Origin of the sequence: Aliidongia sp. (genome assembly GCF_035943795.1) — a bacterium.
GTDB lineage: Bacteria > Pseudomonadota > Alphaproteobacteria > ATCC43930 > CGMCC-115725 > Aliidongia.
The window spans coordinates 1-22,815 of sequence record NZ_DASZBY010000046.1 but is presented as its reverse complement, the minus strand read 5'-3'; the positions used below and the strand labels follow the sequence as shown (position 1 = coordinate 22,815).

General features: G+C 66.5%; 20 protein-coding genes and 1 tRNA gene. 7 read left to right on the top strand and 14 right to left on the bottom strand.

The features are described 5' to 3' along the window. Positions 1-77: 77 nt before the first annotated feature. Positions 78-1,913, top strand: coding sequence for an acyl-CoA dehydrogenase (locus VGV37_RS07830; RefSeq protein WP_326879088.1), 1,836 nt, complete (start codon positions 78-80; stop codon positions 1,911-1,913). Here VGV37_RS07830 and VGV37_RS07825 read toward each other — a convergent pair. Further along, positions 1,910-2,260: a hypothetical protein gene (locus VGV37_RS07825; RefSeq protein ID WP_326879087.1), complete on the bottom strand. Its 351-nt coding sequence runs from the start codon at positions 2,258-2,260 to the stop codon at positions 1,910-1,912. The genes VGV37_RS07830 and VGV37_RS07825 overlap by 4 nt on opposite strands. 155 nt (positions 2,261-2,415) lie before the next feature. Between VGV37_RS07825 and VGV37_RS07820 the strand changes: the two genes are divergently transcribed. Beyond that, entirely contained in the window at positions 2,416-3,471 is a 1,056-nt protein-coding gene (locus VGV37_RS07820; RefSeq protein ID WP_326879086.1) for a HoxN/HupN/NixA family nickel/cobalt transporter, read from the top strand. Between the two features lie 55 nt (positions 3,472-3,526). On the opposite strand, the gene cheB is transcribed toward VGV37_RS07820, so the two are convergent. Genes cheB through VGV37_RS07780 form a run of 8 tightly spaced genes read right to left on the bottom strand, consistent with a single transcriptional unit; the run spans position 3,527 to position 14,716 of the window. Further along, positions 3,527-4,552 (bottom strand): chemotaxis-specific protein-glutamate methyltransferase CheB, encoded by a 1,026-nt coding sequence (gene cheB, locus VGV37_RS07815; RefSeq protein ID WP_326879101.1) that lies wholly within the window; start codon positions 4,550-4,552, stop codon positions 3,527-3,529. A gap of 20 nt (positions 4,553-4,572) precedes the next feature. Further along, positions 4,573-6,780 (bottom strand): hybrid sensor histidine kinase/response regulator, encoded by a 2,208-nt coding sequence (locus tag VGV37_RS07810; protein WP_326879085.1) that lies wholly within the window; start codon positions 6,778-6,780, stop codon positions 4,573-4,575. A 9-nt stretch (positions 6,781-6,789) separates the two neighbouring features. Next, positions 6,790-8,403, bottom strand: a complete 1,614-nt coding sequence (locus VGV37_RS07805) for a methyl-accepting chemotaxis protein (protein WP_326879084.1) — start codon at positions 8,401-8,403, stop codon at positions 6,790-6,792. Between the two features lie 50 nt (positions 8,404-8,453). Further along, the gene (locus tag VGV37_RS07800) at positions 8,454-9,050 is read right to left on the bottom strand and encodes a chemotaxis protein CheW (RefSeq protein ID WP_326879083.1); all 597 of its coding nucleotides are present in this window, start codon (positions 9,048-9,050) and stop codon (positions 8,454-8,456) included. Then, a complete protein-coding gene (locus VGV37_RS07795) occupies positions 9,047-10,483 on the bottom strand; it encodes a CheR family methyltransferase (RefSeq protein WP_326879082.1) in 1,437 nt (478 codons plus the stop codon). The genes VGV37_RS07800 and VGV37_RS07795 overlap by 4 nt, the downstream gene beginning before the upstream one ends. Continuing rightward, on the bottom strand, positions 10,473-10,949 hold the full coding sequence (locus VGV37_RS07790) for a chemotaxis protein CheW (protein ID WP_326879081.1): 477 nt from the start codon (positions 10,947-10,949) through the stop codon (positions 10,473-10,475). Before VGV37_RS07790 ends, VGV37_RS07795 begins: the two co-directional genes overlap by 11 nt. Before the next feature lie 12 nt (positions 10,950-10,961). Then, complete coding sequence (locus tag VGV37_RS07785) at positions 10,962-12,965, bottom strand: response regulator (RefSeq protein WP_326879080.1); 2,004 nt, start codon at positions 12,963-12,965, stop codon at positions 10,962-10,964. 44 nt (positions 12,966-13,009) lie between these two features. After that, the gene (locus VGV37_RS07780; RefSeq protein WP_326879079.1) at positions 13,010-14,716 is read right to left on the bottom strand and encodes a response regulator; all 1,707 of its coding nucleotides are present in this window, start codon (positions 14,714-14,716) and stop codon (positions 13,010-13,012) included. 347 nt (positions 14,717-15,063) lie between these two features. Between VGV37_RS07780 and VGV37_RS07775 the strand changes: the two genes are divergently transcribed. Further along, complete coding sequence (locus VGV37_RS07775) at positions 15,064-15,612, top strand: phasin family protein (RefSeq protein ID WP_326879078.1); 549 nt, start codon at positions 15,064-15,066, stop codon at positions 15,610-15,612. Positions 15,613-15,670: 58 nt separating this feature from the next. Here the strand turns inward: VGV37_RS07775 and VGV37_RS07770 are convergent, their stop codons facing one another. Next, positions 15,671-16,945, bottom strand: coding sequence for a YbfB/YjiJ family MFS transporter (locus tag VGV37_RS07770; RefSeq protein WP_326879077.1), 1,275 nt, complete (start codon positions 16,943-16,945; stop codon positions 15,671-15,673). A 184-nt stretch (positions 16,946-17,129) separates the two neighbouring features. Here VGV37_RS07770 and VGV37_RS07765 point away from each other — a divergent pair, with 184 nt between their 5' ends. After that, entirely contained in the window at positions 17,130-18,068 is a 939-nt protein-coding gene (locus VGV37_RS07765) for a LysR family transcriptional regulator (protein WP_326879076.1), read from the top strand. Between the two features lie 9 nt (positions 18,069-18,077). On the opposite strand, the gene VGV37_RS07760 is transcribed toward VGV37_RS07765, so the two are convergent. Together VGV37_RS07760 and VGV37_RS07755 are read right to left on the bottom strand one after the other, a co-directional pair. Next, a complete protein-coding gene (locus VGV37_RS07760; RefSeq protein ID WP_326879075.1) occupies positions 18,078-18,314 on the bottom strand; it encodes a 4-oxalocrotonate tautomerase family protein in 237 nt (78 codons plus the stop codon). 36 nt (positions 18,315-18,350) lie between these two features. Continuing rightward, the gene (locus VGV37_RS07755) at positions 18,351-19,061 is read right to left on the bottom strand and encodes an SDR family NAD(P)-dependent oxidoreductase (RefSeq protein WP_326879074.1); all 711 of its coding nucleotides are present in this window, start codon (positions 19,059-19,061) and stop codon (positions 18,351-18,353) included. 377 nt (positions 19,062-19,438) lie between these two features. Between VGV37_RS07755 and VGV37_RS07750 the strand changes: the two genes are divergently transcribed. Beyond that, a complete protein-coding gene (locus tag VGV37_RS07750) occupies positions 19,439-20,029 on the top strand; it encodes a TetR/AcrR family transcriptional regulator (RefSeq protein WP_326879073.1) in 591 nt (196 codons plus the stop codon). Beyond that, on the top strand, positions 20,026-20,952 hold the full coding sequence (locus VGV37_RS07745) for a DMT family transporter (protein WP_326879071.1): 927 nt from the start codon (positions 20,026-20,028) through the stop codon (positions 20,950-20,952). Before VGV37_RS07750 ends, VGV37_RS07745 begins: the two co-directional genes overlap by 4 nt. Positions 20,953-21,044: 92 nt before the next feature. On the opposite strand, the gene VGV37_RS07740 is transcribed toward VGV37_RS07745, so the two are convergent. Both VGV37_RS07740 and VGV37_RS07735 read right to left on the bottom strand, forming a co-directional pair. Continuing rightward, positions 21,045-21,120 (bottom strand) — tRNA-Ala (locus VGV37_RS07740). Positions 21,121-21,291: 171 nt separating this feature from the next. After that, complete coding sequence (locus VGV37_RS07735) at positions 21,292-22,386, bottom strand: saccharopine dehydrogenase family protein (RefSeq protein ID WP_326879070.1); 1,095 nt, start codon at positions 22,384-22,386, stop codon at positions 21,292-21,294. Positions 22,387-22,501: 115 nt separating this feature from the next. Here VGV37_RS07735 and VGV37_RS07730 point away from each other — a divergent pair. Beyond that, the coding region (locus VGV37_RS07730; RefSeq protein ID WP_326879069.1) for an Lrp/AsnC family transcriptional regulator at positions 22,502-22,815 on the top strand (314 nt) is incomplete at its 3' end.

The following is a 22,815-nucleotide window of genomic DNA, read 5'->3' as shown; positions in this document are numbered from 1 at the left end:
TCGACGCTATTGGCACGAGACGGAATACGCGAGAACCTGCGAGCGGGCGACACATCGGACCGGACCGGCAAACCATCATGACCAGCGGGATCATCAACGGACGCGACCTCGATTTCCTGCTCCACGAATGGCTCGAGGTCGAGACCCTCTGCGTCCGTGACCATTTCGCCGACCATAGCCGCGAGACGTTTCAGGCGGTCATCGACCTGGCAGCGCGCTTGGCGGCGGCGGAGTTCCTGCCGCACTACAAGACCGCCGACCGGATCGAGCCGACGCTCGACGAGACCGGGGTGCATGTCGTGCCGGAGATCGGTCGGGCGCTGCGTGCCTTTGCCGAGGCCGGTTTCTTCGCCGCCTCGTTTCCGGCCGAACTCGACGGCCTGCAACTGCCTCATGTCGTCCATACCGCCGCCATGGCGCATTTCATGGCGGCGAACGTCGCCACGGCGGCCTATCCGATGCTGACAGCCGGCAGTGCGCGGCTGCTGGCGACCTTCGGCAGTGCCGCGCAGATCGACGCCTTCGCCCGGCCACAGATCGCCGGCCGATTCTTCGGCACCATGTGCCTGTCGGAGCCCCAGGCCGGTTCGTCGCTGTCCGATATCACGACCCGCGCCGTGCCCGACGGCGAGGATGCGCTCGGCGACCGGTATCGGCTGACCGGCAACAAGATGTGGATCTCCGGCGGCGACCAGGACATCTCCGAGAACATCATCCATCTGGTGCTGGCCAAGGTCGAGGGCGCCGACGGCAAGCTGGTGCCCGGCACCAAGGGCGTCTCGCTGTTCGTCGTGCCGAAATTCCTCCTCGATGCGACCGGCCGACCGGGCGAGCGCAACGACGTCACCGTCGCCGGCCTCAATCACAAGATGGGCTACCGCGGCACGACGAACTGCCTGCTGAATTTCGGCGAGGGAACGCACCGCCGGCCGTTCGGCGCTCCCGGCGCCGTCGGCTACCGGGTGGGCTCGGTCGGCCAAGGCCTGCCCATCATGTTCCATATGATGAACGAGGCGCGCATCTCGGTCGGTCTCGGCGCCGCCATGCTGGGCTATCGCGGCTATCTGCTGGCGCTCGCCTATGCCCGGGAACGGTTGCAGGGCCGTCCGGCCGCCGCGCGGGGTGCCGGCCCGATGGTGCCGATCATCGACCATGCCGACGTAAAGCGCATGCTGCTGGCCCAGAAAGCCTATGTCGAAGGCGCGCTGGCGCTCATCCTCTATGCCGCCCGCCTGATCGACGAGGAAAAGACCGGCGAGACCGAGGCGGCGCGGCGTCGCGCCGGCGACCTGCTCGGTCTCCTCACGCCGATCGCCAAGTCCTGGCCGTCGGAATGGGGCCTGGCGGCAAACGACATCGCGATCCAGATCCATGGCGGCTACGGCTATACCCGCGATTTCGACGTGGAGCAGCTCTATCGCGACAATCGCCTGAACCCGATCCATGAAGGCACGACCGGGGTGCAGGCGATGGATCTTCTCGGGCGCAAGATCCTGAAGGATCGCGGTGCCGCCCTGGCGCTGCTCGGCGAACGGATCGCCGCGACCGTCGGTCGTGCGCTGGCGGCGCCGGTGCTCGCGGCAGAGGCCCAGGCGCTCGCGGCCGCCTGGGCCGGGATCGGCGCCACGGTTCGCCAGCTGGGCGAGGCTGGCGAGGAGCCGGGTTTGCTCGACAATGCGACACCCTTCCTCTCGGCCTTCGGACATGGCGTGCTGGCCTGGCTCTGGCTCGACCAGGCGCTGGTGGCGATCCGGGCGGTGCCGATCGATGCCGACGACACGGCCTTCTACCGCGGCAAGCTTGGCGCATGCCGTTATTTCTTCGCGTTCGAACTGCCCAAGATCGACGCCTGGCTCGGCATCGTCAAATCGCGGACCGACATCGCCGCCGCGATGCCCGATGCGGCATTCTAGATCAGCTCGAACGGACCCGGCCGATCATCCGGCTGTTGCGCCAGGATCGGGCGCCGCATCGCCGTCAGGCCGGTGACGCGCATCCACAGTGTCAGAAGGATCGGCAGGCTGCCGGACCGCTCCAGCAGGTCGGGAAGAATCCGGCGGGGAGCCGGCCTGGACAGGCCCATCAGATTGGCGGCAGGTCCGTCGAGCTGGCCGTCCAGATAATGCCGGCCCCGTTTGCAAGGCACGTACAAGGTGCCCTTGTCGTCCGCGGCCACTTCGACCGTGGCACCGGCCCTCAGACACATGAAGCCGTGATCTGCAACGAGCTTGTCGCCGGGTTTGACGTCGCACAGCTTCACGGTTCCATCCTCGGGCCAATCCGAACGCTCGGTGAGAAAACTCCTCGGGACCGCGTTTCGATCCATCGGAGTTTTTATGGTCCAGCGGCGGTCTGGCGCTGGACGGAATGGTTTTCCGGAATTTAGGATGGGGACGAGCGGTCGGGGGAGGGGCGATGGGACGGGAACAGACGGCAGGTTCCGGCAGTCGCACCGGCGGGCTGCGCGCCAGGATCGCCGGACTGTCGGCTGTTCTGATCGCTGCCAACCTGGCCGCCTGGGGTTGGGCCCTGGCGGCGTTCCACGATCATCCGATCCAGCTTGGCACGGCATTGCTCGCTTATGGTTTCGGCCTACGGCATGCGGTCGACGCCGATCATATCGCCGCGATCGACAACGTCACCCGCAAGCTGATGCAGGACGGCAAGCGGCCGGCGGCGGTCGGGTTCTTCTTTTCGCTCGGCCATTCGACCGTCGTCGTGCTCGCCTCGGTCGCGCTCGCCGTGACGGCGACGGCGTTCAAGGATCAGTTCGAGGATTTCAAAAGCATCGGCGGCGTGATCGGTACCCTGGTGTCCGCCCTTTTCCTGCTGGCCATCGCGGCCATGAACCTCGTGATCCTGGCGACCGCCTATCGGACCTTCCGACGGGTGAAGGCCGGTGCGCCCTATGTCGAGGCGGATCTGGACCTGCTGCTGGCCGGCCGCGGCCTGCTGGCGCGCCTGTTCCGGCCTCTGTTCCGGTTGATCCGATCCAGCTGGCACATGTATCCGCTGGGCTTCCTGTTCGGCCTCGGCTTCGACACCGCGACCGAGGTCGGGCTGCTGGGCATCTCGGCGACGCAGGCGTCCCAGGGGCTGTCGATCTGGTCCATCCTGGTGTTTCCGGCCCTGTTCACGGCGGGCATGTCGCTCGTCGACACGGCCGACAGCATCCTGATGCTGGGCGCCTATGGCTGGGCGTTCGTGAAACCGATCCGCAAGCTCTATTACAACATGACGCTCACGTTCGTGTCGGTCGTGACGGCCTTGCTGGTCGGCAGCATCGAGGCGCTCGGTCTCGCCGCCGACCGGTTCGGTCTCGAAGGCGGATTCTGGGCCGGCATCGGTGCGCTCAACGATAATTTCGGCACGATCGGCTACGTGATCATCGCCCTGTTCGCGCTCAGCTGGATCGTCTCGGCTGCGATCTACCGGCTGCGCGGGTACGACCGGCTGGAGGCCGATGCGTAGAGGAGCGAAGGCCGTGAGCTTCCCGGTCTCCTGCCGGCGATGACGTCCCCGAGCGTCACCGCACCCACTGGGTCAACAAGGCCGCAATCTCCTCGGGACCCAGCACGTGCGTGGCGCCGCCCAAGCCGATGGCCACACCAGGCATGCCGTGAACGACCGAGCTCTCCTTGCTCTGGGCGATGGTCACGGCACCGATATCCTTCAGCTGCTTCAGCTCCACCGCTCCATCCGCCCCCATGCCGGACAGCAGCACGCCGGCCGTGTTGGCACCGAATGCCCGAGCGACCGAGCGGAACAGATACGAAATCGCAGGCCGGATCCCGTTTTCAGGCGCGCCGGCCGTGAGCTGTATCCGGTCGGCGCCGATGCCCATATGGGCGCCGTCCGGCGCCAGATAGACATGCCCGGCCAGCGGACGGTCGCCGGGCTGTGCCAGGTGGACCGGCAGGGGCGAGGAGGCGCCGAGCCATTCGACGAAGCCATGCACGAAGCCCGGCGATATATGCTGGACGACGAGCAGCGGGGCCGAAAAATCCGGCGGCAGACCGGCGAGGATGGTCTGGAATGCGATCGGGCCGCCGGTCGAGGCGCCGATCGCGACGATCTTCGCGCCCGGGCGGTGCGAGATGTTCGGCGCGGCGAGCGGCCCCGTCCGCGGCTTGATCGCTTCGGGTTTGGGCCAGCGCCGGACGACCTTGACCTCGGCCATCAGCCGGACCGTCTGCACGAGTTCGGCGGCGCTCGACGCACGGTCCGGATGGCCGATACCGTGTGGTCGCGACACGAAAGCGAGGGCCCCCGCCTCGATCGCGCGAAAGGTGGCGGCGACCTGGTCGCTCATCGTGCTGCTGACGATGACGATCGGCACCGGATGGGTTTCCATGATCCTGCGGGTCGCTTCGAACCCGTTCAGGCGCGGCATGTGGATGTCCATGGTGACGACGTCCGGCTTCAGCCGCCCGACCGCCTCGACCGCCTGCACCCCGTCGACCGCGGTCGCGACCACCTGGATATCCGCCTCGGCGCTCAGGATATTCACCAGGAAATCGCGTAACGTCGGCGAATCCTCGGCGACCAGCACTCTGATCAATTTGCCCATCCTCAAATGAGATGACCGACGATCCGCAGCAGATTGCTCTGGTCGAAACTATCCTTGACGATATAGGCATTCGCCCCGACGTCGACCCCGCGCTCGCGATCCGCGGGCGAGCCGAGCGAGGTGATGAGGATCACCGGCAGGCCCGAAAGCGCCCGATCCCCGCGGATCTTGGCGGTCAGGTCGAAGCCGCCCATGCCCGGCATCTCGATATCCGAAACCACGAGATCGAACGGCTCGGCCGTAAGGTTGCTCCAGGCGTCGAGACCATCGACCGAGGTCTTGACCCGGTAGCCGGCAGCCTCGAGCACATGTTTGAACAGGGTCCGCGCCGTGATCGAATCCTCTGCGATCAGGATCGACTTGCGACGGGGTGGGGCCACGACGGCGCGAGCCTGGGCCGGCGCCCTGGCGGCTCCCTCCATGAGGTCGCGTACGTTCAGGATCAGTGCCATGGAACCCGTCGCCAGGACGGTGGCGCCTGCGATATGGCGCACGCTCCGCAGCTGACGCCCCAACCCCTTCATCAACACTTCGCGTTCGTCGCGGACCCGGTCGACGACAAAGGCGATGGAGTGACCGGCCGAGTTCAGCACCACGATATTCCGGTGGTCCGCGGCACCGTTCGGCGGACCGGACAGGCCCAGGATATCCTGCAGCCAGACCAGGCCCAGCGTGCGCCCGCCGAAACGGACGGTTTCGCGATTCTCGACCGTGCCGATCTCTTCAACCGATATCCGCGCCACCCGCTCGACATGGGTGGTCGGCAGGACGAAGGCAGCGCCGGCGACCTCGACCAGAACGCCGCGGAACGACGCGAGCGTCACCGGCAGGACGAGACGGAAAATCGTCCCGGCACCCGGGCGGCATTCGACCGCCACCGTGCCGCCGAGCCGCTCGACCTTCTCCTGAACGATGGCAAGCCCGAGGCCCCGGCCCGACAGGTCGGTCGGCAGCGGGCTGGTCGAAAGGCCTGATCGGAACACCAGCGACAGTGCATCGGCATCGCTCATCGCCGCATTCTGTTCGGCCGAGACGAGGCCCAGCTGTTGCGCCGTGCGGCGCAGGCTTGCTGGGTCGATCCCCGCCCCGTCATCGCCGATCGCGATCTCCGCCTTGCCGGATCCGTGCTGGGAAATGGCGATGGCAATAGTGCCGCGCCCCGATTTTCCCCGACGCGCGCGCTCGGCCGGTGGTTCGATGCCGTGGTCGATCGCATTGCGGATGAGATGCAGCAGGGCGTCCTTCAGCTCCTCCTGGATGCGTCGGTCGATCTCCAATTCCGCGCCTTGAACGACGAGTTCCGCCTCCTTGCCCTGATCGCGCGACAGGTCCCGCACGAGCGAGGGCAGCGGTTCGAGGACGGTCGAGAACGGCACCATCAGAACCTGTTTGGTGCCTTCGAGCAGATTGTCGATCATCTTGCCCAACGAGCGCAGATCGTCGCGCGCCGCGCCGGCAAGCTGAGCCAGGCGGTCATTCAGCCACCGGTGCGTTTCACTATCGGTGGCGACCAGTTCTGCCAGTTCCGCGGGATCGGCCAGACGGCGCGCCCGATCGCGGATCCGATCCCGATGGGTGAACTCGACCGTCAGCGCCCCCAGGTCCGCGGCCTGGCGGGCCGCCGCGAGCTTCGCCGCAACCAGCTCTTCCGCCTGATGCAGCAGCACATCCAGCTTGGCGGTGGAGATCCGGACCGTCTGTCTGGGCGCGCCGCTCCGGGTGGGGCCGGGCGTCGGCGCCGGTTCCTGAAAGGGCGCCGCTTTGGCCGGCGGCAGGGCGGAGGGAATCTCGGTCGCCGCAAATTCGATGCCGCTCGCCGCTGTCCCGAGGCTTCCGATCAGCGCCGCTGCGGCCTCGCGCGAGCCTTCCTGCGCGCCGCCGGGCAACAGATCCTTGATCTGCGCGAAGCCCCGATGCAGCAGGTCGAGAAGCGCTGCCGAAGGTGCCAGCTGGCCGCGCTTCAGGATGGCGAACACGTTTTCGAGCGCGTGGCACAGGTCGACGACCGCGCCCAGATTCACCGCCCGGGCGGCACCCTTCAGGGTGTGGACTTCGCGGAACGTCGTTTCGACGAGTTCCTGCCGCCGTTCGGGCGCCGGTCCTTGTTCGAGCGCCAACAGCCCGGTCGCGATGGCGCCCAGGTGCTCCTCCGCCTCGACCTCGAACATGGCCAGCAGCTTCTTCAGCAGCTCTTCGTCCTGCCTGGTCATCGGCCGCCTCTAAGCCCGATACTGCCCTGCCATCGCCTTCAGCTTGTGACCCAGCTCGTTCAGGTTCTGCGCAGCGGTCTCGGCCTGTTTCGTGGCGCCCAGATTCTGCACGCTCGCCTGCCGGATGTTCTCCATGGCGAGTGCCACCTGATCGATGCCGATCTGCTGTTGCTGGTTCGACGCGACGATCTGGGTCGCGGCCTGGGTCGCCGTCGAAATGCTCTGGGCCAGGCGCTCGATCGCCTCGCCGGCCTCGATCGACTGTTTCACGCCGGCATCGACCGCCTTGCTGCCTTGTTCCGCCGCCAGCACGGCCGTCGCGGTCGCCTTCTGGATATCCCCCAGGATGGAACGCACCTGGGCGGTCGCCTGCTTCGATTGTTCGGCCAGGCTTTTCACTTCCTGGGCGACGACCACGAAGCCCTTGCCCTGGTCGCCGGCCCGCGCGGCTTCGATCGCGGCGTTGACCGCCAGGAGGTTGGACTGTTCGGCCAGATCGTTGACCGTGGCCACGATTTCGCCGATCGCCTGGCTCTGTTCGCTCAGTTGCATGACCGCCTCGGCGATGGCACCGATCTGCTCGCGCACCTTGCTGATGCCTTCGATCGACTGTTCGACCGCACGCCGGCCGCCCTGCGAGATCTGGGCGGTATTCTGGGCCGTCTCGGAGACGTAGAGCGCCTTCTCGCTCGAGACTTGCGAGGTCTTCTTGACCTCCTCCATCGTGGCGCTGGTCTGGGCGAGTGCCGTCGCGGTCTCGGCGGCGCCGGCGGCGACCTGGGCGGTGATCGTCACGATCTGGCTGGCCGCCGTGCCGAGCACGTTGGTGCCTTCACGGATCTCCTGGATCAATTGCCGCAGTTTGCCGGTCATGGTGCGGAACGTCCGGGCGAGGATGCCGATCTCGTCCGTCCTGACAACATCCGTCGTCGGGCTCACTGTCAGGTCGCCGCCGCCGATCTGCTCGGCGATCACGGTGATCTCGCGCAGCGGACCCGAAATGTTGCGCCCGAGGAACGAGCCGGCCGCGATCACGAAGAGGGCCGCGATCCCGGCGCCGCCCAGGATCACCCAGAGCGTATTCTCGGAGCTGGTGGCCATGGCCGCCTCGCGTTGCCGCAGCAGCTCGCTCTCGACGCCCTGCATCCCGGCGATCTGCCGGCGGACCTCGTCCATCGCCTGCTTGCCCCGGTCGGTCAGCACGACCTGGCGGGCGGGTTCGAACCCCTGGCCCCGCCGCAGATCGACGGTCTCCTTGAGTTCGTCGAGCTTTGCCTTGACGGGCTCGCGCAGGGTTTCGAGGTTGCGCTGCTGGGTCGCGTTGTCGGCAGTCAGATCCTTCAGGGTCTGGAGCGTGCGGTCGATGCTGCGCACGGCGGCCTGATAGGGCTCCAGATACCGGTCCTCGCCAGTGACCAGATAACCCCGCTGACCGGTTTCGGCGTCCTGCATCACCGACAGCAGGGCCAGGAGCCCGCCCTGAACCTCGAAGCTATGGGCGCGCCAGGTCGCGGTTTCCGTGAGTTTACGGGTGTTGCCGTACGAGACCGCCGCAACGATCAGCAGGATCAGCAGAACCCCGCCGAGACAGGCCCAGATCTTCGCACCGACGGTAAGTTTCATGACGATCCCCCTTGTCGCGCTCCGGCGCGGTGAATGATTCGACGCCGACTCTATTGTCCGGCTTCCGCCCCAACGATGATGTCCCGTGCCGCCAGGAGGGCCGCTCCGTCGAGGATCGCCACCCCTGTCCGATCGATCCCGCGCAGGTAAGGCGCACGGCCACCGGTCAGGGTCGGCAAAGAGGTTTCGATCTCGGACGCCGGCACCGTGCGCATGCCGATGATGGCCGCCGCCAGGATCCCAACCGGCATGTCCGGCCCTTCGAGCACGACGAGCTTTCCGGGCGGTGCTCCGCCAAGGTCCGGCAGATCGAACAGGCGTCCGATGTCGAGAACGGAAAGGATCTGGCCGCGCACGGTGGCGATACCGCCGATGAAGGCCGGCGTGCCGGGAACCGGGGTGAGAGCGGTCACGATGGCGACTTCACGGATATGCGCCGTCTCGATGCCATAGCGTTCGTCCGCCACGGTGAATTCGAGGAATTCGACCTGATCGTCGGCGCCCCGCCCGATACCGGCCGGGCGAGCCAGGATCCGCGCCCGATCGTGCAGAACCTCCCGCATCTCTCGGGCCGTGCGGCGGCCGCCCCGGTCGAGGGCCGTCTCCAGGCGCGCCAGACGCCGATGCACGGCCTCCCAATCGATCATACCCGTCCTCCATCGATCATCTCGGCGGCGTGGCGCGCGATCTGCGTCAGGCGTTCGACCGTCAGCCCTTCGGATTCGGGCAGGACATCGCCCGGGGCGCGCCCTTCGAGCAGCTGCAGGGCATTGCGATAATGTTTTCGCGCCTCGGGTCGCTTGCCTTCGATCCGGGCCAGGTTCGCCGAGGCGAAATGGGCCAGCACGAACTGCGGGTCGAGAAACAGGGCGCGATGGAGCGAGGTGGCGGCGTCCGACAGGGCGCCCATCTCCTGCTGGATCATGGCCAGCAGGTAATGGTGGCCGGCACTGAGCCGGTCGGCCGCGACGAGTTTGGTGCACCATTGCAACGCGTCGGCCAGGCGGCCTTGATTGGCATAGGTCCGGGCGAGCAGAAGCATGGCCGGAACATCGCCAGGCTCGGCGGACAGGTGCCCGAGCAGCTTTTCCGACGCCTCGCCATAGCGCCCCTTGTCGTGCAGCGCCGATGCCGCCTGGTAGCCGCCGGCACTCTGGATGGGTTCGACAGGGGATGCCGGTGCCGGCTGCGGGATGATCGGCATGGCGGGAGGGGGCGGCGGTGTCGGGAATGCCGCCGCGCGCTTGCGATAGAGCGAGGCTCCCTCAATATCGGCGAGCACGAGCGGCGCGAACAGCGGCGGGGCGCCGTCGACCGCACTGGGGATCAGCCAGCCGCCTTCCCGCAGGGCGCGGTGGAGATGCGCCACGACCACACGGGCGCGCTCCGGGCTGAAATACATCAGCACGTTCCGACACAGCACTATGTCCATCGCATTCGTATTGCTGTCGAGCGACGGGAACCGATCCTCGACGAGATTGTGATAGGCCAGGGTCACCAGGGCCTTGATGCGCGGGATGATCCGAAAGCCACCGGGCTCCCGCGTGAAGTACCGGTCCTTGATGTCGGCCCCGACGCCCCGGAACGACCATTCGGTGTAGAAACCTTCCGCGGCCCGGCGCAGGAAGCGCGGGTTGATATCGGTCGCGAGGATCGTGATGTTCCAGTCCGCGATGTCGGGGATCAACTGGTCGAGCAGGATGGCGATCGAATAGGCCTCCTCGCCGGTGCAGCAGGCCGCGCTCCAGATCCGGAGCGACCGGCTATCCGCCCGGCGCGACCAGATCAGGTCCGGCAGCACCTGCTGCGCCAGAGCTTCGAAACTGCGCGGCTCCCGAAAGAAGTAGGTCTCGCCGATCGTGAGGTGGCTTGCCAGCACCTCGATCTGCGACTGGGTGAGCCCGGACGACAGCAGGTGGCGCACGCAGGTCGCCGTATCGGGAAAGCCCAGGTCGGTGGCGGCGAGGGCGATCCCGCGCGTGAGGTCGGCCCAGCGGTCGCGCGGAAAATGCAGGCCGACCCGGGCCGCGAGGTAGTCGCTGAACTGCGCGAGCAGGGTTTCGGGAAGATTAGGCTCCATGCGGCTGCTCCGCGGCGTCGCATGCCGCCTCGAGCGTCGTCGCCTCGTCGAGCGACAGGAACGTCGCAAGGTCGTGGATCAGGACCGTGCCATCGGGCAGCTTCGCGACCCCTTCGACATAGTCCATGCCCGGCAGGATCTCGGTGGCAGCCGTCACGTCCGCCGCCGTGCATTCGATGGCGTCGTCCACGCGGTCGACCAGCAGGACCAGCGACCGGCCGGGCGTGCGCGCGACGATCAGATGATCGTTGAGGGTAGGACGTCGGGCAGGCAGGCCGAAACGCTTGCGGGTATCGACCACCGGAATGACGCGCCCGTGCAGATCGATCACGCCCAGCACGATGTCGGGCGCCCGCGGCAGCGGAACGATCTCGACGATCCGCACCACGCGCTCGACGGCACCGAGGCGAAGCGCATAGCGCTGGTGGCCGAGGGTGAAGCTGAGCAGATGATGAGCGGGTGCCACGAACCGTCGTCCCTAAGCCGGGGCCGGTTTCAGGCGCTGAATGGTCGTCAGCAGAAGATCGAGATCGACCGGCTTGGTCAGGAAGACGTCCATGCCTGCCAGTTTGCAGCGTTCCAGCTCGCCGCTCGTCGCATTGGCCGTCAAGGCCACGATGGGGATGTGGTCGCCGCCGGCCTCGGACGCCCGGATCTCCCGTGTCGCAGCCAGCCCGTCCTGTACCGGCATCTGCACGTCCATCAGGATCAGGTCGTAGGTGCCGTTCGCGGCCGCGCGGACGGCCGCGGCACCGTTTTCGACGACGTCGACGTGATGCCCCGCGGCCTCCAGCACCGCGGTGACGAGGATCTGCACAGGTGCGCTGTCCTCGGCCAGCAGGATGCGCCGCGCCGCGCCGCCATCCAGGGCGGCGGCGGGGGAACGATCGGCGGTGGATGCCATGGCGGCCGGTCCGATCGCCGCCGGTATCTGCAGCCAGAACGTGCTGCCGCTGTTCGCCGTGCTTTCGACGCCGATCCGACCGCCCATCAGCTCGACCAGCCGGCGGCAGATGGCAAGCCCCAATCCCGAACCGCCGAAGCGGCGGCTGGTCGAATCGTCGACCTGGCTGAATTCCTGAAATAGTCGTCCGAGCCTGTCGGCCGGGATGCCGATGCCGGTGTCCGTGACGGCGATGTGCAGCTCCGGAAGACCGGACGAAGCTTCGGTCCAGCGGGCCGCCAGCGTCACGCTGCCGGCATCGGTGAATTTCACGGCGTTGCCCAGCAGATTGAGCGTGATCTGGCGCAGGCGCGTCGGGTCGCCCAGCAGCCAGCCCGGGACGGAGGCATCGACCCGGGTCGCGAGCGCCAATCCTTTCGCCTGGGCGCCATGGGCGACGAGCGCTTCGCAGTCGGCGAAGACCCCGCGCGGCTCGAACGGCACCTGCTCGAGTTCCAGCTTTCCGGCCTCGATCTTCGAAAGATCGAGGATGTCGTTGACCAGCGCCAGGAGTGCCCTGCCCGCGTCGCGTTGCAGTTCGAGGAAACGGCGAAGCTCTTCCGGAGGGGTCTCCTTGCGCAGCAGCAGCTCCGGGAAGCCGATGAGGCCGGTCAGCGGCGTGCGCAACTCGTGGGACATGGTCGCGAGAAACTGCGACTTTGCCTGGCTCGCGGCTTCGGCGGCCGTGCGGGCGACGACCAGCTGCTCGGCCGTGGCCGATAGTTCCGCGGTCCGCTCCGCGACCCGCTGCTCCAGCAGATCGTGCGCCTCGCGCAATTCTTCCTGGGCCAGCTGCCGCGCCGTGACGTCTCGCGAAATGGCGACGAGGCCGGTGATCTCCCCTGCTTCGTCCCGTATCGGTGCCCGCGTGGTCGACAGCCACCGCACCGGCTCGCCCGCCGTCTGCAGCTTGACCAGCGTGTCGATGTGGGATGCGTTCGCCGCCAGCACCCGACCGTCCGCCGCTTCGAAGAGCTGGGCTTGTTCGGGCGACAGGAAGTCTTCGGCGCGCTTGCCGATCGTCAGGGCAGGGTCACCGAGCCCCAGGGTGCGGGCATGGGCCCGGTTGCTTCGCAGATAGCGGCGCTCGCGGTCCTTGAAATAGATCGCGTCGGGAACGTTATCCATCAGGTTGTTGAGCAGCCGCTGCTCCTCGGTCAGCGCGCGCAGCAACTCGCAATGGTCGGCCGCCTGCCGGATGAGATGCCGGAGCTTGTCGGGGTCCCAGGGCTTGGAGATATAGCCGAAGATGCGTCCGGAATTGACCGCGGCGATCACCGCATCCATGTCCGAATAGCCGGTGATCAGGATGCGCGTCGCATCGGAGAATTCGCGTGCACGCGTCAGGAATTCGTGCCCGCTCAGGCCCGGCATGCGCTGGTCGGAGATGATGACCGACAGGCCCTTCGTCTGGCGCAGCGTTTCCATCGCCGAGAGCGGCGAGGCATTGACCAGGACGTTGAAATCGTCTTCGAGCGTGTCGGCGATGGCGGCGAGCACCTGGGGCTCGTCGTCCACGACCAGGATGGTGTCCATCATGCTCTTCGTCCTTGCCTTTCCGTCGCCGGTCCGCCTTGCGTCGATCATGCCGGTCGCGGCTCCGGCTCGAGGGGGATCTTGATCGTGACCTCGGTGCCTCGTCCTTCCTCGCTCCGGATCTCGAGCAGGCCGCCGTGCCGCCGCACGATGCCGTAGGAGATCGACAGGCCGAGGCCGGTGCCGGCGCCGACCGGCTTGGTGGTGAAGAACGGGTCGAAGACGCGATCCCTGATGGCCGCCGGAATGCCGATGCCGGTGTCGCCGATCGAAATCGCCAGCATTGGGCCCACCTGGCCGGTTGCGATCGTGATCGTGCCGCTCCCTTCGATCGCGTCGATGGCATTGGCCACGACGTTCATGATCACCTGGTTGAGCGGCCCCGGATAGCAGGACACCCGTTTGACCTCCCCATAGTGCCGGACGATGGTCAGCCGATCCGCCAGCTTGTGCTGCAGCAGGGTCAGCACGGACTCGATGCTTTCTTCGATCTCGATCGTCTTGACCTCGGCCTCGTCGAGCCGCGAGAACGTCCGCAGCTTGACGACCAGGTCCTCGACCCGGTCCACGCCGAGCCTCATGGCTTCCAGCCGCTGGCGCACCTTGTCGAGTGTCCGGCCGCCGGTCTCCGATAGATGGGACTCGATCTCCGGCACCAGGGCATCGACGCCACGGGTGACGGTGCCCAAATGGTTCGAGACGAAGGCCAAGGGATTGTTGATCTCGTGGGCGATGCCGGCCACCAGTGCGCCGAGCGAGGCCATCTTCGCCGACTGGACGAGCTGGGTCTGGGTTTCCTGGAGTTCCCGATAGGCCGTGGCCAGTTCACCGTTCGACCGTTCGAGCGCTTCCGCCAGCGCGCCGCGCGCCTCGGCCGCCTGCTTTGCGGCGTGTGCCCGCTCGAGTTCGAGTTCCTTGTTCTTGAACTCGCCCGTGATCCGCGTGTTCTCCTCATGCAGGAACTTGCGGCGCAGCAATGCCCGGATCCGGGCCTTCAGGATCTCGCTCTCGCTCGATTTTCCGACGAAATCGTCGGCCCCGGCTTCCAGCCCCCGCATCATGTCTTCTTTGGAATCGCGCGCGGTCAGGATGACGATCTGGAACAGCTGGTCGTGCTTGCGGCGGATCGCATCGAGATGGGCGCAGAGGTCGGTGCCGCTCATCTCCGGCATCACCAGATCGACGACGATGCAGTCGAACGGCTCCGCTTCGACCTTTGCCAGGACCTCGCGGCCGCTCGCCACGGCGACGACCTCGTGCCCCTCCTCCTCCAACTGTGCCGTGATGAAATAGAGATAGGTCGGGCTGTCGTCGACGACGAGCAACCGGCTGCGGCGAAAGCCGGGTGCCGCGCCATGGGACATGATCGAAGGCTTTGCCTTGCGCAGCAGGGCATGGACGCGGGTCAGCAGAATATCCGAATCGGCCGACTTCTGCACATAGGCGTCGGCGCCGCTCTCGAAACCTTTGCGCTCCGTCTCCGCCGTGTCGCTGTCGGTCAGCATCAATACGCGCAGCTCGCGCGTCCGCACGTTCATGCGGATCTGCCGGACGAACTCGTCGCCGTTCATGCGCGGCAGATGGAAATCGACGAGCACCAGATCCGGCAGGACGCCACCGAGCTGTTCCAGAGCGGATTCCGCATCGCCGCACATGCTGGCGGTCCACCCCTGGCTGTCGAGCATGAATTGCAGCTTCAGCGCCTGGGTCGGCGAGTCCTCGATGACCATGATGTGCGGTGCGGCGCGCATCATCACCGGCTGCCGATGCGGTCAGTCGCGGGTGCCAGGTGTCGTGCCGTGAGGCCAGATATTGCCAGTGCCATCATTTCTCGAACGAAGACAGGACCTTAAGCAATCCAGGGTGAACTTTATCACAGGAAAATCAACCGAATATGAAGACGATGATCGATCCGGCGGCGGATGCCGTTTCGGATGCGGTCCTTTCCCGGGCTCCTGCCGTGATTCGGAACCGGGGGTAGGCGAACCCCCGCGAGTTTCATATTCGATATTCATTTGTTACAATCTTGACGGGCGAAATCCAGGGCAACTAGGATCGGTCGATCGGACCGGAGAACCCGTTCGCGGCCGTGCCCGGATCGGTGGCGAAGCCCGTCCACGATCCCGACCCAAGCTCATTTTTGCTGTCGACATTGTGCTACCGCGGCACCAGGCCCTGGCGCCGGCCCGGTGGACGTCCATCACAGAGGATGAGAGCCATGACGGAAAACACCGCAATTTCGACTGACGTGGCCGATCCGGCTCCAGATCGTTCGCGGTTCGGTTTCGATCGGTCGAGCCTGATCGAAACCCAGCAGCGGCAGATCGATGCCTTCGGTCGCGCGACCGCGATCATCTCCTCGACGGTTTCAGCCGTCATCTCCAAGCAATTCGACCTGCTGCAGAAGGAGGCGGCGCAGTTCGCGGCTGAAATGACGCTGCTGTTCGATGCGCGTAATCCCGCGGATGTCGTGCCCAGACAGGTCGCGACCGTGCGGAGCGCATTCGATGAGACGCTCGCGGATCTGCGGGAGATCAGCGACATCACGCGCAGAGGGACCCTCGAACTGTTCGATGTTCTGCGGAGCGGCCCGAACCCATCGGCAGCTGCGGTCGAACTGCGCAAGCCGCAACCGTCTCGCGCGGCCTGAAGGACGTAAACCCGGGGGCCGTACCGGACCTCGTCATCCGGGCCACGCCGCGATTTCCTCAGGATTGCGGCGTGGTCCCGCTGGCTTGGTGTGCCCCGACGACCAGGTCGACCAGTAGTGCCGTGGCCAGGGCGGCGGCGCCGACCATGAACAGCAGCCGATAGTTCCCGCCGCTGTTGACGAAGAGGAACGACAACCCATAGGCCGCGCCGGCCTGAAGCACGGCGAAACTCGTCGTTGCCTTGCTCCAGGCGCTCTTATGCGCGGCCGGATGATGCGCCAGCAATTCATGGACGCGCCCCAACACCAGCGGGACGATGCCCGGAGTGAAGGCACCGACGATCAGGCTCGATACGATCAGTCCCGGCGCGCCCAGCCCCAGAAGCGGCAGCACGACCGCCACCCCCTGGCAGAGATAAGCCAGGCGCAGCGCCGGTCCGAAGCCGGCCCGGTCGGCCAGATGCCCCGTCAGCAGCGGACCGACGATGGCACCGATGCCGAACAGCACCCAATATTCGGCACCCGCCTGCAGCCCTTGTCCGAGGCCGCGCGTGACATAGTCGACCAGGAAGATCATGTGCGGCACGAGGCCGACCGCGTTCAGCCCATATTCGAGGTAGAGCGCCCGCAGCCGCAGCTTTGGAACCGATCCGATGGCGGCGACATGCCTGGTGGCCGCGGGGGCCACCTGGGCCGGCCAGCCGCCCCAGCCCACGGCCGTCAGCACGAGCGCCAGCACGCCGAGCCCGATCCATGTCTGGATCAGGCCCTGTTGCAGCAGCAGTGGGACCAGGGTGCCCGATACGCCGATGCCAAGCCCGACGCCCATGAAGATGGCGCCACTGGCGACCCCGCGCCGGGAGGGCGCGATGCTGGGCAGGATCGTCGGTGCCGCCAGCACCATGAGCGCACCCCCCGAAATGCCGGAGGCGAAGCGCCATGCGAAGAACCAGGCGAAGTCGACCGGCCAGGCGCAGGCGAAGAACGCGACGGCCGCCAGCAGCATCATGCCGCGAATGATCGTGGCTGCCGGCAGATGCCTTGCCGCCGGGCCCGCCAGCAGCGCGCCCGCCAGATATCCGCCCAGATTGGCCGCGCCGAGATAGGCCGCCGATGCGGCGGCGAACCAGTGCGCGGCAATGATCGCCGGCAACAACGGCGTATAGGAAAATCGGGCAAGGCCGATGCCGATGAGGCTGGCGCACATGCCCGAGAGGGTCGAGCGCCAGGCGCTGGGCTCACGCCGCTGCGGAGGGTCGGTCGGGGGTGAACCGTCGATCTGGCCGGCGTCTCCGACGGTGAGGGGCAACGGCAGCGCGTGCGGGGCGGACATCTCGAAACTTCCTTCCGACGTCTTGGCTCTGGCGATCCAGGCCCGGATGCGGGTGGCCGACGGCAGGCGCCAACGGTCCCGCTTGAAATTTATTCTCTTCGGGTACAGGAACAATCGGCGGTAGCTGCAACTCACCTCGCCGGATCCGGCAATAATCCGCAGCGCGGCCCGATGAGGCATGGTCATGAGCGATCGGTTCGAGGTGATGCAGGTGTTCATCGCGGTTTGCGACGCCCAGAGCTTCTCCGCCGCTGCGCGTAAACTCGACATGTCGCCGTCCGTCGTCACCCGGCTGATCGCCGCGCTGGAGACCAGGCTCGGCGTGCGCCTGCTGCAGCGGACCACGCGATCGGTTCGGCTGACGGATGCCGGCGCCCGCTATCTGGAGCGCGCCCGGCGGATCGTGGCCGAGCTCGAGGAGGCCGAACTCTCGGCGCAGGCGGAGCGTGGTGAGCCGACCGGCCGCCTGGTGGTCGCCGTGCCGGTGGTGTTCGGGCGTCTTCATGCGACGCCGATCCTGACCCGCTATCTCGAACTCTACCCGAAGGTCAGCGTCGAGCTGCAGCTGGCCAACCACTACGTCAGCCTCGTCGAGGAAGGGATCGACGTGGCGATCCGTGTCGGCGACCTCGCCGATTCCGGATTGATCGCCCGCAGCCTCGGACAGACCCGACGCACGCTGGTGGCGAGCCCTGCCTACCTCTCGAAACAGGGTGTTCCGCAGGTGCCGGGCGAGCTCGACGGGCACCGCCTCATCGCGTTTTCCGGTGCCGCCTCTCGGCGGGAATGGTCGTTCTGGTCGGACGGCAAGGTCTCGTCCGTGCCGGTCGCCCCGCAATTCTTCAGCAACAGCGGCGAAGCGGCGATCGATCATGCGATCGCCGGCGGCGGGATCGCATCGGCCTTGAGTTATCAGGTCATCGACGCTTGCCGCAACGGCCGCCTGATCGAGGTGCTGCGGGATTTCGCGCCGCCGCCGCTGCCGATCCACGCCGTCTTTCCGACCTCGCGCCTGCTGTCGCGCAAGGTTCGCACCTTCATCGACCTCGTCGAGCAGGCCTCGCCGGCCTGGCAGCTTGGCGAGCGGCCGGCCGGGCAACCGTCGGATCGGACCAGCGGCTGACGCGCTGCGTCACGTCCGACCGGCGGCGCGCCGCCGCCGGTATTCTTCGACCGGCAGGCCGCCCCAGCCCCAGTTCTCCGTCTCGACCTCCTCGATCACGACGAAGGTCGCCTCGAGCGGCTTGTTCAGCACCGTGAGCAACAGCTCGCTCGCCCCTTTGATGAGCGCCGCCTTTTCCGCAGGCGTCGCGGCGTCGGCACCGGGCGCGGTGCCTTCGCGTGTGATCTGGATCGTTACGATCGGCATGGTCTTCCTCGTTGGTGAAAGGGTGATGGCGGCCGGTCAGTGGCCGGCCGACTGGCCGCCGTCGACGTGCAGGATCTCGCCGGTCACGAAGCTCGCTCCCTCGAGATAGAGGACGGCATCGACGATGTCGCGGATCTCGCCCATGTGGCCGACCGGATGCAGCTTGCCCAGCGCATCATGCGTCTCAGGCGCGTGCATCGGCGTCTTGATGATGCCCGGAGACACGGCATTCGCCCGCACGCCGCGGCTCGCGTATTCGATGGCGAGCGACTTGGTGGCCGCGTTGATGCCGCCCTTGGTCAGCGACGCCAGGACCGACGGCACGTTGCTGTTGGCGTGGTCGACCAGGCTGGTCGTGATGCTGACGACATGGCCGCCGCCCTGCTTCACCATCTCGGCCACGGCAAGCTGGCTGATGTGGAAGAACCCGTTCAGATTGACGCCCAGCATCGCCGCATATTCTTCCGGCGTATAGTCGGTAAAGGGCTTCGCGATGAAGACGCCCGCGTTGTTGACCAGAGTGTCGATCCGGCCGAACCGGGCCAGGCCCTCGGAAATCACGCGCTGCGCCGTGCGGGGATCGGCAATGTCGCCGGGGACGGCCAGGATGTCCGGGTCGTTCGTCTCCTGGATCGAGCGTGCCGTCGCGACGACGCGATAGTTCCGCTCCCGAAAAGCCTTGACCAGTGCCGCGCCGATGCCCTGAGAGGCGCCGGTGATGACGGCGACCTTTTGTTCCGTGCCCATGGTAAACTCTCCATAATCTCTCGAACGAGCGACGGGCTTTCGGCCCGACGGGAATGAGCCCCGGCCGACCGGCATCGATGACGCACCGGCGGTCCCGGCCAACCGCGACGGCCCCCTGTCTTGTTGGGCGCCATGTCCGCGGCGGCATTGGCTCGTTACGAAATCTATTATCTAAAATTCTCGAAATAATCAGCGATGTTCGCAACACACTTGGTTCATGGCGGCAATAATGATCTGCCCGTCCTTTGACCGGCTACCGCTCGAAGCTTCAGACGGGCGCCTCTGTGAAATGCGGAAGCGGAAATCCGTCTGGCCCTTCGACGCGCGCGACTCTCGACAGGCTTGACTCCCTACCTACTAGTAGGAAGAATGCGGACATGACCCTCGGAACCCGAGACGCACTCCTCCAACGCGCCGAGTACCTCATTCGGACGCGCGGCTATTCCGCCTTCAGCTATGCCGACCTGGCTGAGAGCAGCGGCATCCGGAAAGCCAGCGTCCATCACCATTTTCCGAAGAAGGAAGATCTCGCGGCCCTGTTGGTGTCCCGGTATATCGCAAATTTCACGAGCACCTTGGCGGCTATCAAACGCGCCGACACGCAGGCCCAGGCGCGACTGATCGCCTATGCGCAGCTTTTCCTCGATGGCTTCGAAAACGGGATGCTGCCGCTCTGCGGGGCGCTTTCCGCGGAACGCTCTGCCCTGCCGGAGAGCCTCAGGGCTACGGTCTGCGCCTTCTTCGATTTGCACTTGAACTGGCTGGCCGACGTCGTGCGTGAGGGCGTTGCGGCGGGCGAACTGACGGACGCGATCGGTATCGACCGCGTCGCGTTGCTGCTGCTGAGCACCCTCGAAGGCGGCAGCTTTGTCGGATGGGCACTGCAGAAGACCGATCCGGTCCTGTCGGCCTTTCACGACGTGTTGGCGACGCTTTCGACGAGTCGGCAGGAATTGGCACGGCCATGACCGATCATACGAGGTCGCGGCCCCTGACCGTGCGGACCTCGTCTTCGCCCACGATCTCGCCGAGGACGTTTGGCGTGATCTGCCTGCTCGTCACGGGCATTGGCTGGGCATTCAACTGGCCTTCGATGAAATTCCTGCTGCACGTCTGGCCTCCGCTCTTCTCGCGAGGCCTTGCAGGGGTGCTCTCGGCAACTGCGCTTGCGGTCGTCGCGCATCAACGCGGGGAGAGCCTCAAGGTGCCGGGCGTGGCCGTTCCCAGGTTGCTCTTTGCCGCCTTCACCAACGTCTTCGCATGGATGGGATTCTCGTCGCTGTGCATGAAATGGGTGCCCGTCGGAGAGGGCGCGCTTCTCGTCTACACGATGCCGATCTGGACGACCTTGTTCGCATGGCCGTTCCTCGGAATGCGTCCGACGGCGCGGGGCTTTGCGGCGCTCCTGCTGGGCCTGGCGGGCGTGATGGTCCTTCTGGGCGGCCAGGAATTCGCGATCGATGCCGGCAAACTCTATGGCGTCGCGTTTGCGCTCGGCGCTGCCGTCCTGTTCGCGCTGGGCGCCGTCCTGAACCGCACGCCGTTGCCGGTCACGCCGATCGCGCTCACGGCGTGGCAGGTCGGCCTCGGCTGCCTTCCCATGGTCCTCCTCGGTCTCGCCTTCGAACACCCGGACCTGGGCGCGCTCACGCCGGCGGCACTCGGCACCTTCGTCTACATGACGATCTTTCCGATGGGCGTCTGCTATCTCACCTGGTTTGCCGCGCTCCGCCGGCTGCCACCGGCGGCGGCGTCGACTGCCATGCTCCTGGTGCCGATCGTCGGCGTGATCTCGGCGGCGATCATGTTGGGCGAGCCGCTGGGTCTGAGAGAAGTTTCGGCGATGATTCTCACGCTCAGCGGAGTCGTCCTGGCGTTGCGCCAGCGGTAAGCGGGCGCCGTGCCGACGGCCAAAACGAAAGAGCCCGGGTTCGATCGAACCCGGGCTCTCTGCATTTCCAAGCGCCGGGCGCTTGTTCTATATGGTGGAGCCATGCGGAATCGAACCGCAGACCTCTACAATGCCATTGTAGCGCTCTACCAACTGAGCTATGACCCCGAATTTCGGGTCCGGCGGCGGCGAAGGTCGCCAGCGTCGGGAGCCGGAAACTAATCAGGCGGCCGGCGGCGCGCAAGGGAAAAATGGGCTCCTCGCTCCTCCGGATCGAGCCGGGCGGCAATGCCGTGACAGCATGGCTTCCCGGGGCCGATCGGCGGTCCGCCGACCCTCTCAGGCGGCTTGGCGCAGCTCCTGGCCGTAGGCGCGGCCGAAGCGGTTGTTGATGAATGCGTCGAACGGGATGTCTTCCTGGCGCACGAAGCCCTTGGGCGGCAGTTGCCCGTCGGCCAGCATGTCCAGCACCGTGCAGATGCCCGACGCGGTGGTGATCTGGATGGCGCTATGGACGCGGCCGCCGATTGGCCGGCTATAGACCTTGTTCGCGTAGGTCTCCTGCAGGAACCGGTCGCCCTGCCAGCCGCTGACCGTGACCAGGATGACGACGACGTCCTGCATCGTCGCCGGCAGCGCGTTCTCCAGGATGTCCTTGAACACGTCGCGCCGGTCGCGCAGGCGCAGGTCGTTCAGCAGCGCCTTCATGATCGCGCAATGGCCGGGATAGCGGATGGTGCGATAGTTGAGGTTGCGCACTTTGCCCGCCAGGCTCTCGCACAGGGTGCCGAGCCCGCCCGAGGTGTTGAACGCCTCGTAGGTGATGCCGTCCAGCGAGAATTCCTCGAGTTCTTCCAGCGGCGGCACTTCGCGCAAGCTTCCGTTGACGATCGCCTCGCACGGTTCGCAATATTCATTGATGACGCCGTCGGTGCTCCAGGTCAGGTTGTAGTTGAGCGCGTTCGACGGATATTGCGGCAGCGCGCCGACGCGCATCTTGACCGTGTCGAGCCGGTCGAAATGGCCGGCGAGATCGTTGGCGACGATCGAGATGAAGCCGGGGGCCAACCCGCATTGGGGAATGAAGGCGCTGGTGGCCTCGACCGCCAGCCGCTTCACCAGCCGCGTGGTCGCGACATCCTCGGTCAGGTCGAGGTAGTGGGTGCCGGCCGCCAACGCGCCCTGCGCCACCTTGCCGGTCAGATGATAGGGTGCCGCACTCAGGACCGCGAAGCGGCCGGCCAGCGCACGACCGAGGGCTTCGCCGTCGGCGACGTCGAGCGTCAGCCGTTCGACGCCGGGACCGGTCCCGAGCCGGGCCAGCTGGTCGGCCGAACGGTCGGCGATCGCGACCCGATAGTCGCCGGTCGCATCGAGCATTTCGGCGATGGTCGAGCCGATCTTGCCGGCGCCGACGACGAGCACGTCCTTCATGGGTTTTCCTCTCGAAACGAATAGAAGTATCTGCTGCAAGCTTTACATCCCGCGCTCGTCGGTCTGTAGTCAGCAGAGCGACGATCCGAATCGCGAAGCTCGGCGGAACGACGATATGGCAGGAAAAGTGACGATAGACCCGACCGACGAGGCACTGCTGCGGCTGTTGCGCGCCGATGCGCGCCGGCCGACCGCCGATCTGGCGCGTGCCCTGGGCCTGTCGCGCACCACGGTGCAGAGCCGCCTGGAACGGCTGGAGCGCGGCGGCATCATCGCCGGATATACCGTTCGCCTGGCACCGGAGGCGGCGGGCGCGCTGATCCGCGCCCATGTGCTCATCACCATCCTGCCGAAATTCGCCGCCAAGGCCGAAACCCTGCTTCGGACAATTCCGCAGATCACGGTCCTTTATTCCGTCAGCGGCCCCTA

Coding starts and splice junctions, on each gene's coding strand:
- VGV37_RS07830 (WP_326879088.1), top strand. CDS start 78: ATGACCAGCGGGATCATCAACGGACGCGACCTCGATTTCCTGCTCCAC.
- VGV37_RS07820 (WP_326879086.1), top strand. CDS start 2,416: ATGGGACGGGAACAGACGGCAGGTTCCGGCAGTCGCACCGGCGGGCTG.
- VGV37_RS07810 (WP_326879085.1), bottom strand. CDS start 6,780: ATGACCAGGCAGGACGAAGAGCTGCTGAAGAAGCTGCTGGCCATGTTC.
- VGV37_RS07805 (WP_326879084.1), bottom strand. CDS start 8,403: ATGAAACTTACCGTCGGTGCGAAGATCTGGGCCTGTCTCGGCGGGGTT.
- VGV37_RS07800 (WP_326879083.1), bottom strand. CDS start 9,050: ATGATCGATTGGGAGGCCGTGCATCGGCGTCTGGCGCGCCTGGAGACG.
- VGV37_RS07795 (WP_326879082.1), bottom strand. CDS start 10,483: ATGGAGCCTAATCTTCCCGAAACCCTGCTCGCGCAGTTCAGCGACTAC.
- VGV37_RS07785 (WP_326879080.1), bottom strand. CDS start 12,965: ATGATGGACACCATCCTGGTCGTGGACGACGAGCCCCAGGTGCTCGCC.
- VGV37_RS07780 (WP_326879079.1), bottom strand. CDS start 14,716: ATGATGCGCGCCGCACCGCACATCATGGTCATCGAGGACTCGCCGACC.
- VGV37_RS07770 (WP_326879077.1), bottom strand. CDS start 16,945: ATGTCCGCCCCGCACGCGCTGCCGTTGCCCCTCACCGTCGGAGACGCC.
- VGV37_RS07765 (WP_326879076.1), top strand. CDS start 17,130: ATGAGCGATCGGTTCGAGGTGATGCAGGTGTTCATCGCGGTTTGCGAC.
- VGV37_RS07760 (WP_326879075.1), bottom strand. CDS start 18,314: ATGCCGATCGTAACGATCCAGATCACACGCGAAGGCACCGCGCCCGGT.
- VGV37_RS07755 (WP_326879074.1), bottom strand. CDS start 19,061: ATGGGCACGGAACAAAAGGTCGCCGTCATCACCGGCGCCTCTCAGGGC.
- VGV37_RS07750 (WP_326879073.1), top strand. CDS start 19,439: ATGACCCTCGGAACCCGAGACGCACTCCTCCAACGCGCCGAGTACCTC.
- VGV37_RS07745 (WP_326879071.1), top strand. CDS start 20,026: ATGACCGATCATACGAGGTCGCGGCCCCTGACCGTGCGGACCTCGTCT.
- VGV37_RS07735 (WP_326879070.1), bottom strand. CDS start 22,386: ATGAAGGACGTGCTCGTCGTCGGCGCCGGCAAGATCGGCTCGACCATC.